9 protein-coding genes and 1 pseudogene are annotated in these 10,480 nt (G+C 71.2%); 5 read left to right on the top strand and 5 right to left on the bottom strand.

All coding sequences use genetic code 11. The features are described 5' to 3' along the window. The 3 genes and pseudogenes from AB8Z36_RS16940 to AB8Z36_RS16930 form a co-directional block, all read right to left on the bottom strand. A pseudogene (locus tag AB8Z36_RS16940) lies at positions 1 to 246 on the bottom strand (hypothetical protein); the annotation flags it as partial. Positions 247 to 251: 5 nt separating this feature from the next. Next, a complete protein-coding gene (locus AB8Z36_RS16935) occupies positions 252 to 506 on the bottom strand; it encodes a MoaD/ThiS family protein (RefSeq protein WP_369214146.1) in 255 nt (84 codons plus the stop codon). A gap of 12 nt (positions 507 to 518) precedes the next feature. Then, complete coding sequence (locus AB8Z36_RS16930) at positions 519 to 1,364, bottom strand: alpha/beta hydrolase (RefSeq protein ID WP_369214145.1); 846 nt, start codon at positions 1,362 to 1,364, stop codon at positions 519 to 521. 274 nt (positions 1,365 to 1,638) lie between these two features. Here AB8Z36_RS16930 and AB8Z36_RS16925 point away from each other — a divergent pair, with 274 nt between their 5' ends. The 5 genes from AB8Z36_RS16925 to AB8Z36_RS16905 all read left to right on the top strand — a co-directional run bounded on the left by AB8Z36_RS16925 (position 1,639) and on the right by AB8Z36_RS16905 (position 6,950). After that, complete coding sequence (locus tag AB8Z36_RS16925) at positions 1,639 to 2,442, top strand: response regulator transcription factor (RefSeq protein WP_369214144.1); 804 nt, start codon at positions 1,639 to 1,641, stop codon at positions 2,440 to 2,442. Between the two features lie 32 nt (positions 2,443 to 2,474). Continuing rightward, positions 2,475 to 3,497: a LacI family DNA-binding transcriptional regulator gene (locus AB8Z36_RS16920; RefSeq protein WP_369214143.1), complete on the top strand. Its 1,023-nt coding sequence runs from the start codon at positions 2,475 to 2,477 to the stop codon at positions 3,495 to 3,497. Positions 3,498 to 3,632: 135 nt separating this feature from the next. Continuing rightward, positions 3,633 to 4,676 (top strand): S1C family serine protease, encoded by a 1,044-nt coding sequence (locus tag AB8Z36_RS16915; protein ID WP_369214142.1) that lies wholly within the window; start codon positions 3,633 to 3,635, stop codon positions 4,674 to 4,676. A 106-nt stretch (positions 4,677 to 4,782) separates the two neighbouring features. After that, positions 4,783 to 5,508, top strand: a complete 726-nt coding sequence (locus AB8Z36_RS16910) for a response regulator transcription factor (protein ID WP_369214141.1) — start codon at positions 4,783 to 4,785, stop codon at positions 5,506 to 5,508. Further along, a complete protein-coding gene (locus AB8Z36_RS16905) occupies positions 5,505 to 6,950 on the top strand; it encodes a sensor histidine kinase (protein WP_369214140.1) in 1,446 nt (481 codons plus the stop codon). Before AB8Z36_RS16910 ends, AB8Z36_RS16905 begins: the two co-directional genes overlap by 4 nt. 26 nt (positions 6,951 to 6,976) lie before the next feature. On the opposite strand, the gene AB8Z36_RS16900 is transcribed toward AB8Z36_RS16905, so the two are convergent. Further along, complete coding sequence (locus AB8Z36_RS16900; protein ID WP_369214139.1) at positions 6,977 to 8,302, bottom strand: LmeA family phospholipid-binding protein; 1,326 nt, start codon at positions 8,300 to 8,302, stop codon at positions 6,977 to 6,979. Positions 8,303 to 8,456: 154 nt separating this feature from the next. Beyond that, on the bottom strand, positions 8,457 to 10,289 hold the full coding sequence (locus tag AB8Z36_RS16895) for a bifunctional metallophosphatase/5'-nucleotidase (protein WP_440581933.1): 1,833 nt from the start codon (positions 10,287 to 10,289) through the stop codon (positions 8,457 to 8,459). Between the last annotated feature and the right edge of the window lie 191 nt (positions 10,290 to 10,480).

Raw genomic sequence — 10,480 nt, 5'->3', positions numbered from 1 at the left:
CTGGTACTGGTACTGCTGCTGCTCCGGGTAGCCGCCGTACTGCTGCTGGTGTTGCTGGTGTTGCTGCGGCTGCTGGTTCTGGTGCTGCTGGTGCTGCTGCCCCTGGTACGGCTGGCCCTGGTGCTGCTGCTGGTGCTGGTGCTGCTGCTGGTGACCCGGGTACGGCTGGCCCGGGCGCGGGTCATGGCCCTCGCGCCCGTCGTATCCCTCGTAGCCCTCATAGCCCTCGTACGGCTGATTGGACATGGCGCTCATCCTCCTGCGAACGGCGGGAGCACCTCGACCGTGCCGCCCTCGGCCAGCCGTACGGTCTCATGCCCACGGGTGCCTACGGGGTCACCGTCGACCAGGAAGGAGCATCGCTTGAGGACCCGGACCAGTTCTCCGGGGTGGCGTTCGCGGGCGCCGTCCAGCGCTTCGGCGAGCGTCGCCGCCGCGTAGGGCTCCTCGGCGATGCCCGCGGCCGCCTTGGCAGCGGCCCAGTAACGAATGGTGCCGTTCACCATGCGACTCCCCTTTCAGTCGGCGGTTGCCGACGTCCATGATGCCGTGGCCCAGGCGGCGATCCGTCCGGCCAGCTCGTCGGAGACCGCGTGCTCCGCGTGTCCCATGCCCTCTTCGAGCCAGAGCTCGGCCCCCTCCCGCGCGGCGGCGGCCAGCATCCGGGGATGGTCGACGGGGAAGTACGGGTCCTGGGTGCCGTGCACGACGAGCAGCGGCGCGGGCGCGATGAGGGGAACGGATTCGACCGGCGAGAGGGGCACGGGGTCCCACTCGTGCGGGTGGATTCTCGTCTTCAGGCCGAGACGGCCCACCACGCGCCCCGCCGGACGTGTCACGACCCAGTGCAGGCGCCGCATCGGGGCGGTTCCCCGGTAGAACCAGCGGGCCGGGGCACTGACCGCGACCACCGCGTCGGCCCGCGCTTCCGTGCGCCCCCTGTGCGACGCACCGTGCCGCAGGACGACGGAACCGCCCATCGAGAATCCGACGGTCACCACGTGTGTGTGCCCGAGCGAGCGCGCCCACTCCACGGCGGCGGCCAGGTCGAGCACCTCACGGTCGCCCACCGTGGAGTGCCCGCCGGAGGCCCCATGCCCCCGGAACGAGAAGCTGATCACGGCCGCACGCTGGGCGAACACGGCGGCGATCCGGCGTACGTGCGGCCGGTCCACGGCCCCGCTGAAGCCGTGCGCGAGGACGATCGCGGGGCCCGGGGACGGTCCGGGGCCCGGCTCGTACGCGGCCTCGATGGCGACCCCGTCCTGTGTACGCAGCGTGACGCGCTGTCGAACGGAAAGCTGCGCGCGAGTGAGCGGCGGCACAGAAGATCGCGCCGCTTGACCTGCCGGACCGGAACTCATGTGAGCTATTCTGCTGGGCAGAGGATCCGGGCAGCGAAGCCCCCGGGTCCTTTTGTGCTTTCAGGCGCAGCACAGCAGCGCGACACCGAAGTACGAAGCAGTGCCGTAAACGCCCCCAAGCTCAAAGGAGCAGGGGGGACCCCCTCCGCAGGGACCGAGGAGGAACCGACGTTATGGGCGAGCGAAACGTGCACGAACGCAGGACAGACCGGGACAGGCAGGCCACGCGGCGCGACCGGGGCCGAGCGGGCCGAGAACGCCGAGGGGTCGCGCGATGAGCTCTCTGCTGCTCCTCACCAACGCCCTCCAGCCCTCGACGGAGGTGCTTCCCGCCCTCGGCCTCCTGCTGCACAACGTGCGCGTCGCCCCGGCGGAGGGCCCCGCCCTCGTCGACACCCCGGGCGCCGACGTCATCCTCGTCGACGGCCGCCGCGACCTTCCGCAGGTGCGCAGCCTCTGTCAGCTCCTGCGCTCCACCGGGCCCGGCTGTCCGCTGATCCTCGTCGTGACCGAGGGCGGGCTCGCCGCCGTCACCGCCGAGTGGGGCGTGGACGACGTGCTCCTGGACACGGCGGGCCCCGCCGAGGTCGAGGCGCGGCTCCGGCTCGCGATGGGCCGCCAGCAGATCACCGCCGACGAGCTCCCGATGGAGATCCGCAACGGCGACCTCTCCGTGGACGAGGCGACGTACAGCGCGAAGCTGAAGGGCCGGGTCCTCGACCTGACCTTCAAGGAGTTCGAGCTGATCAAGTACCTCGCGCAGCACCCGGGCCGCGTCTTCACCCGCGCCCAGCTCCTCCAGGAGGTCTGGGGCTACGACTACTTCGGCGGCACGCGCACGGTCGACGTGCATGTGCGGCGGCTGCGCGCGAAGCTCGGCGTCGAGCACGAGTCGCTGATCGGCACGGTCCGCAATGTCGGTTATCGCTTCGTCACCCCGGAGAAGGTGGAGCGAGGGGCCGACGAGGAGAAGGCGAAGGCCGCCGCTCCACGTGCCGAGGGCGACGGGGAGCGACCGGCGCCCGCCGCGAAACCGGCCGCCGGGTCCGCGCCGAGGACCGCGCAGAAACTCTCGTAGGGGTAACGGGTCCATCCGCGTAGACTGCGCGCGTGGCCAAGGTGACGCGGGACGATGTGGCGCGACTGGCGGGTACTTCGACCGCTGTCGTCAGTTATGTCATCAATAACGGACCCCGGCCGGTCGCCCCGGCCACGCGCGAGCGTGTCCTCGCCGCGATCAAGGAGCTGGGCTACCGCCCGGACCGGGTCGCGCAGGCCATGGCCTCCCGGCGCACCGACCTCATAGGCATGATCGTGCCGGACGCGCGTCAGCCGTTCTTCGCGGAGATGACGCACGCCGTCGAACAGGCGGCGTCCGAGCGCGGAAAGATGGTCCTCGTTGGCAACTCCGACTACGTGGAGGAGCGCGAGACCCACTATCTCCGCGCCTTCCTCGGGATGCGGGTCTCCGGTCTCATCCTCGTCAGCCACGGCCTGACCGACCAGGCCGCCGCCGAGATCGACGCCTGGGACGCGCGTGTGGTGCTGCTGCACGAGCGGCCCGAGGCCATCGACGACGTCGCGGTCGTGACGGACGACCTCGGCGGCGCCCAGCTCGCCACCCGGCACCTGCTCGAACACGGCCATGAGTACGTGGCCTGTGTCGGCGGCACGGCCGACACCCCGACCGTCGGCGACCCGGTCTCCGACCACGTCGAGGGCTGGCGGCGCGCGATGCGGGAGGCGGGCCGGCCGGTGGAGGGGCGGCTCTTCGAGGCCCCGTACAACCGCTACGACGCGTATCAGGTCGGCCTGGAGCTGCTCGCGCGGCCCGACCGGCCCACCGCCATCTTCTGCTCCACGGACGACCAGGCGATCGGCATCCTGCGGGCCGCGCGTGAACTGCGCATCGATGTACCGGGCGAGCTCGCCGTGGCCGGTTTCGACGACGTCAAGGAGGCGGGCCTGACGGACCCGCCGCTGACGACGGTGGCCTCCGACCGCCCGGCGATGGCCCGCGCGGCGGTGGACCTGGTCCTGGACGACGGCCTGCGGGTGGCGGGCTCCCGACGGGAACGCCTGAAGCTGTTCCCTTCGCGGCTGGTCGTGCGCCAGTCGTGCGGGTGTGAGTGAGAGACCTCCTGACGAGACGGCTCCGGCCGCCTTCATGACGGCTCCGGCCGCCTTTATAAGGGGCATACGCACTTCTGCCGGGCTTCTCAGGACGTACTCAGCCAGCTCTCATGTACGGCGGCCACGCTCGGAGACATGACCGAGACCTTCCGCCCGAGCGGCGAGTACCCCCAGCAGCAGCCGTCCGCGCCTGTTCACCCCGGCGGTACACAGGGCGCGTACCAGCACGGCACGTATCCGCCCCCGCCGGACTTCGCGCCGGAGGCACCTCACCGGGCTCCCGCCCACCACGACGCCCCGAAGCGGCGTCGCGCCAAGGGCCCCGTGGCCCTGCTCGCCGCCGTGGCCATCGCGGCGGCGGCGGTCGGCGGCGGCACGGCGTACGCGGTGCAGACCCTCACCGACCAGGGCGGCGGCTCCTCCGCCACCAGCACGGACGTCGTGCCGACCAGCCAGAAGGGCACCGTCGCCGGTGTCGCCCAGGCGGTCAGCCCCAGCATCGTCGAGATCAGCGCCACCTCCGGCGAGGGCAAGTCGACCGGGTCCGGCGTCATCACCAGGAGCGACGGCGAGATCATCACCAACAACCACGTCATCTCCGGCGCCTCGTCGATCAAGGCGCGGACGAACGACGGCAAGACGTACGAGGCCGAGGTCGTCGGCACCGACAGCAAGAAGGACCTCGCGCTCATCCGGCTCAAGGGCGCCTCGGGCCTGAAGCCCGCGACCCTGGGCGACTCCGACAACGTCAAGGTCGGCGACGAGGTCGTCGCCATCGGCTCCCCCGAGGGCCTGACCGGCACCGTCACCAGCGGCATCGTCTCCGCGCTCGACCGGGACGTCACCGTCTCGACGGGCGAGGGGCAGGAGCAGCCGCAGAGCCCCCAGGGCGGCTGGCCCTTCGAGTTCGGCGGGCAGGAGTTCAACGGCGACACGGGCTCCTCCAAGACCACGTACAAGGCGCTCCAGACCGACGCGTCGCTGAACCCCGGCAACTCCGGCGGCGCCCTCATCGACATGAACGGCAACATCGTCGGCATCAACTCCGCGATGTACTCGCCCAGTACCTCGCAGGCGGGCTCCGGATCGGGCTCCGGCAGCGTCGGCCTCGGCTTCGCCATCCCGGTCAACACGGTCAAGGACGACATCGGCAAGCTGCGGTCGGGCTCGCGGTCGTGACACCCGGCGTCACCGTCGGGCGTGCCGCCGCTCGCCGCGCCGCCCGCGCCCGCGTGCGAGGCTGATGTCCGCCACCCGCCCCGACCACTTCCGAGGACCTGTCACGATGAGCCCCGCCGATGGTGACCGCGAGCAGCTGCGCATCCTGATCGTGGACGACGAACCCGCCGTACGGGAGGCGCTCCAGCGCAGCCTCGCCTTCGAGGGATACGGCACCGAGGTCGCCGTGGACGGCGCGGACGCGCTCGACAAGGCCGCCGCGTACCGCCCCGACCTCGTGGTCCTCGACATCCAGATGCCGCGCATGGACGGCCTCACGGCCGCCCGCAGGCTCCGCGCCACCGGTTCGACGACGCCGATCCTGATGCTGACGGCGCGGGACACCGTCGGCGACCGCGTCACGGGTCTCGACGCCGGGGCCGACGACTACCTGGTCAAGCCCTTCGAGCTGGACGAGCTCTTCGCCCGCATCAGGGCGCTGCTCCGCCGCAGTTCGTACGCCGCCGCGGCGGGCCGGGCCGAGGAGGGCGACACCCTGTCCTTCGCCGACCTGCGGATGGACCTCGCGACGCGCGAGGTCACGCGGGGCGGGCGCACGGTCGAGCTGACCCGTACGGAGTTCACCCTCCTGGAGATGTTCCTCGCCCACCCCCGCCAGGTCCTCACCCGCGAGCAGATCCTCAAGGCCGTCTGGGGCTTCGACTTCGAGCCGTCCTCCAACTCCCTGGACGTCTACGTGATGTACCTGCGCCGCAAGACGGAGGCGGCGGGCGAACCGCGCCTCGTGCACACGGTGCGGGGCGTGGGATACGTACTGCGGGGCGGCGAGTGACCGGCCCCGTACGGCGCTTCCGCGGGCTGCCGCTGCGGTCGCGGCTGGCGCTCCTGGTCGCCGTGGCGGTGGCGGTGGCTGTCGCGGCGGCGGCGGTGACCTGCTGGTTCGTGGTGCGGAACGCGCTGATGGACTCGCTGGACGGTGCGTTGAGCGGTAACCGCCCGAAGCCGAGCGATGTGATCGAGAGGATCGACATCGACGCGACGGGCGGCGGGGCCAGATGTCTGCGCGAGATCCCCAACCGCGACAACCCCGACCTGTATCAGCAGACCATCCAGGTGGTGGCCCCGAACAGCACGAGCTGCGTCATCCTGGGCCGCCAGTCCGTCGAGGTCAGCGACTCCGACACCGCCGTGGCCGGACGCGAGACCGAGGACACCTACCACGACGCGACCGCGTCCAACGGCGAGAAGTACCGGGTGTTCACGTACCAGTTCAAGGAGTACCCGGAGCTCCGGCTGGCCGTCTCCGTCGCCCGCCCGCTCAGCGAGGTCGACGACACCCTGGGCGATCTCGTGCTGCTCCTCACCCTCGTCGGCGGTGCCGGCATCCTCGGTGCCGGTGTGGCGGGCCTCTGGGTGGCCCGCACCGGGCTCAGGCCCGTGGACCGGCTGACGGAAGCCGTCGAGCACGTGGCCCGCACGGAGGACCTCGACCTCCGTATCCCCGTGGACGGCGACGACGAGATCGCCCGGCTCTCCGCGTCGTTCAACTCCATGACCGCCTCGCTGGCCACCTCCCGCGACCTCCAGCAGCAGCTCATCGCCGACGCGGGCCATGAACTCCGTACGCCGCTGACCTCCCTGCGCACGAACATCGAGCTGCTGGCGCGCAGCGAGGAGACCGGACGGGCGATCCCGCCCGACGACCGCAGGGCGCTGCTCGCCTCGGTCAAGGCGCAGATGACCGAGCTGGCCTCGCTCATCGGTGACCTCCAGGAGCTGTCCCGTCCGGACGCGGGCCACGCGAGCGGCAAGGTGCAGGTGATCGCGTGGCACGACGTCGTGGACGCGGCTCTGGAGCGGGCCCGGCTGCGCGGCCCCGAGCTGCGCTTCGAGGCCGATCTGGCGCCGTGGTTCGTCCGTGGTGAGCCCGCCGCGCTGGAGCGTGCCGTGGTCAACATCTTCGACAACGCGGTGAAGTTCGGCCCGGCGGGCTCGGTCATCGAGGTGGCGCTCAAGGACGGGGAACTGACGGTACGGGACCACGGCCCCGGCATCCCCGCCGAGGAGCTCCCGCACGTCTTCGACCGCTTCTGGCGCTCACCGTCGGCCCGCAGCCTGCCGGGTTCGGGCCTCGGCCTCTCCATCGTGGACCGCACGGTGCGCCAGTCCGGCGGCGAGGTGACGCTGGGCCCGGCCGACGGCGGCGGCACGGTGGCCACCGTACGGCTGCCCGGCGCGGCGACCCCGCCACCGAGCGGGCTGCCCCCGTCCTAGCGGCGGTTCCCCCGGCGTCCGCCCGGTCAGCGGCCGAAGCCGAGACCCGAGCCGGTGAGGCGGACGCGGATGCCCTCCTTCTCCACGGTCACGTCCTTAAGCGTCACGGTGCCCGCGCCGGGCAGCTTGGGGAGCTGGAAGGCGAGGGTGAGGCGGTCGGCGAGGACGGGGCGGGTGAGTTCGGAGAGGCCCTTGAGGAGCGCCGGGTCGAGGCCGAGCTTCTTGAGCAGCCAGGGGTGGCCCATGGCGACGTCGATGAGGTTGAGGCTCATCACGTCGTCGGCGAAGCGGGCGGAACCGGTGAGCTCGTTCAGCTTGGTGTCGCTCTTCAGGGCCCCGCGGACCATGTCGTGCGGGACACCGAGCCGGTCGACGATCGCGGGCACGGACAGCAGCGCCTTCGCCTTCGACGTCTCCTTGGCGACACGGTCGGCGGACTTCCGCGACAGGTGCAGACCCTCCTTCTCGCGCGTTCCCGGACGGTAGGTCGCCAGGTCGCCGAGCTGGAGGCGCATGCCGCCGATGTCGGTGGAGATGCCCCGGTCGCCGTTGCGCTGGATGCGGGCGTCGGCGCGCACCTTCAGGTCGTGGCCCGCCACGGGCAGCGTGCCGCGCGCGAGGACCTGGTCGCGACCCTTGCCGGTGAACGTGACCTGGGAGGCGCCCAGTTCGCGGTTGAGGTCCTCGAAGGAGAGCAGTACCTCGCCGTTCATGGCGCCGATCCGGGCGCCCGTGACCGAGGTGAGGCCGTCCCCGTCGATCGTGATGCCGGTGGCGGTCGCGGAGACCTTGGCGAGCGAGACGCGGTCGGCGGCGACGTCCGGGACGGTGACCTTGACCTGGTCGAGGCGCTTGTCGGCGACCTGGGTGAGGAACGGGAAGCCCTCGATGTCGACCTCGGGCGCCGCGCTCAGGTGCATCTGGTCCTTGAGCCTGTCCGCGGCCTCGTGCTCGGCGTAGAGCACCGCCCAGCGGTCGCCGAGGGCGAGGAACGCGGTGGCGACGACCAGGGCCACCAGGGCTTTCGCGGCCAGCGGCAGACCGGCGAAGCGGTTGCGGCGACGGCTGCGGCGGCGGTGGTTGGGCGGCGACCAGGAGTCGTCCTCGCCGCCCGGTGCCGTGGCCCCGTCCGGCGCCTTGTCCTCGTGGAGGAACTCCTCCAGCGGGCCGGGCGCGAGGGCGGCCAGCTCTTCGTACGGGTTGGTGTACGAGGGGGCGGGGAACTGGGCGGTGTCGGCCGGGAGATGTGCGGCGTGGTTCTCGCGGTCAGAGCGGTCGGAGCGGTCGGAGCGGTCGGAGTGGTCAAGAGGGGCATCCGGGGGATGCGTGGCTATGCGGTGGGGGGAACGCATCGGCCGATCTCACCATACGTTCACACCCCACCCCAAGCCTGACTCCCGGTAAGCAACGGTTTCGGCCGCTTACTGAGCCGGTTCCGCCCCTGGTCAGGGCGCCGGAGTTCACCGGGACGTCATCTGCGTCACGTGCTGACCGTGATCCGGTACCTCACTTGATGACCGTGATCCGGTCGGCCTTCGGCGGGGCGAGGGGCTTGTCCGCCGAGGAGTTGGCGCTCAGGTAGTCGTTGAACGCCTTCAGGTCGTCCGCGCCCACCAGCGGCTTCGCGCCCTTGCCCAGCTCGGGGAGGCCGTCGCCGCCCCCGGCGAGGAAGGAGTTCAGGGCGACGCGGTAGGTGGCGGCCGGGTCGAGCGCCTTGCCGTTGAGCTTGACCGAGTCGGCGACGACGCGGTCGGCGCCGCTCTTGGTCATGTCCAGGGTGTACGTCAGCCCGTCCGAGATCTGCAGGATCTTCGGGGAGTTGGCGTTGGCACCGCTGACCTGCTGCTTCAGGGCGGTGACGAGCTGGGCGCCGGTCAGGTCGACCAGGTTGACGGTGTTGCTGAAGGGCTGGACGGTGAACGCCTCGCCGTAGGTGACGACGCCGTCGCCCTCGCCGCCGCTCGCCTTGTACACGATGTCGGAGCGGATGCCGCCGGGGTTCATCAGCGCCAGATCGGCCTCGGGGTCGAGGGACTTGGCGTGCGCGAGCTGGGCGTCGGCGATGAGGTCGCCGAGCGGGGACTCCGGGGTCGTGGCTCCACGGCCGGGGATGTCGGCGGAGATGTGGCCGACCGCCTTGTTCGCGATGGGCGCGGCCAGCTTGTCCCAGCGGGAGATCAGCGACGTCATGTCGGGCGCCTTGGCCTGCGCACGGCTGACGACGTGGTTGGCGGACCGCACGCTCGTGCGGACGATGTCCTTGGTCCTGCGGTCGTAGGTGAGCGTGGTGTCGGTGTAGAGCTTGCCGAACGAGGACGCCGACGTGACCATGCGCGGCTTGCCCGCCGGGTCGGGGACCGTGCAGACGTACGCGTTGTGCGTGTGCCCGGTGACCAGGGCGTCGACCTTGGGCGTGATGCCCTTGGCGATGTCCGTGATCGGACCGGAGATGCCGCCGCCCGCCGCCGGGGAGTCGCAGTCGTAGTTGTACGACTGGCTCGCGGGCACGCCGCCCTCGTGGATGAGGGTGACGATGGACTTCACGCCCTGCTTGTCGAGGATCTTGGCGTACTTGTTGACCGTCTCGATCTCGTCGTGGAACTTCAGGCCCTTGACGCCGTCGGCGGAGACGATGTCGGGGGTGCCCTCAAGCGTCACGCCGATGAAGCCGATCTTGACGCCCTTGTGCTTCCACACCCAGTAGGGCTTGAGGAGGGGCTTGCCGGTCTTCTCGTCCGTCACGTTGGCGGCGAGGTAGGGATAGTCCGCGCCCTCGAACTCCTTGGCCTTGCCGCGCTTGTCCTTCTCGTAGCAGCCGTCCTTGGGGTGGCAGCCGCCGTTCTGGATGCGGGCCAGCTCCTTGGCCCCCTCGTCGAACTCGTGGTTGCCGACGCTCGTGACGTCCAGGTCCAGCTTGTTCATCGCCTGGACCGTGGGCTCGTCGTGGAAGAGGCCCGAGAGCAGCGGGCTCGCGCCGATCAGGTCACCGGCGGCGGCGGTCACGCTGTAGGGGTGCGCCTTGCGGGCGGTGCGCAGGGAGGTCGCCAGATACTCGACACCGCCGACGTCGATCTTCTTCTCGGTCCCGTCGGCCTGCTTCTCCGTCACCTGGCCCGAGGAGCCCGCGGGCGGCTGAAGGTTGCCGTGGAAGTCGTTGAAGGACAGGAGCTGCACGTCGACGGTGTGCTTCTTGCCGCCCTTGCCCGCTCCCGCGTGGTCCTGTCCCGCGCTGGCGGGCAGCGCGGCGACCAGCGCCCCCGCGGTGGCGAGGCCCGCCGCCACGGCGAGCACACGAGTGGCACGGCGTCTGGGCCTGCGATGGTTCGATCTGGCGGACACGAGTTCCCCCCGGGGGGTCGGGTGCGTACGGAAAAACCGTCCGAAGCCTAAGGTCAACGCGCGTAGCGCGACAGAGGGTCGCCGGTTACGAGTCGGTAGCCCTTGGGTGACGAGGCCGGACGGCCGGTCCGGCGCCCTTGCCGGTTACCGTCTGGGTATGACTGACGACCGCCCCGCCGAGGCGCAGGCCC

This window comes from Streptomyces flavofungini (genome assembly GCF_041028215.1).
GTDB classification, from domain to species: domain Bacteria; phylum Actinomycetota; class Actinomycetes; order Streptomycetales; family Streptomycetaceae; genus Streptomyces; species Streptomyces flavofungini_B.
This window is presented reverse-complemented; position numbering and strand designations above follow the sequence as displayed.

Excerpts from the sequence above, each read along its gene's own strand:
- AB8Z36_RS16935 (WP_369214146.1), bottom strand. The coding sequence starts at position 506 with ATGGTGAACGGCACCATTCGTTACTGGGCCGCTGCCAAGGCGGCCGCG.
- AB8Z36_RS16930 (WP_369214145.1), bottom strand. The coding sequence starts at position 1,364 with ATGAGTTCCGGTCCGGCAGGTCAAGCGGCGCGATCTTCTGTGCCGCCG.
- AB8Z36_RS16925 (WP_369214144.1), top strand. The coding sequence starts at position 1,639 with ATGAGCTCTCTGCTGCTCCTCACCAACGCCCTCCAGCCCTCGACGGAG.
- AB8Z36_RS16915 (WP_369214142.1), top strand. The coding sequence starts at position 3,633 with ATGACCGAGACCTTCCGCCCGAGCGGCGAGTACCCCCAGCAGCAGCCG.
- AB8Z36_RS16910 (WP_369214141.1), top strand. The coding sequence starts at position 4,783 with ATGAGCCCCGCCGATGGTGACCGCGAGCAGCTGCGCATCCTGATCGTG.
- AB8Z36_RS16900 (WP_369214139.1), bottom strand. The coding sequence starts at position 8,302 with ATGCGTTCCCCCCACCGCATAGCCACGCATCCCCCGGATGCCCCTCTT.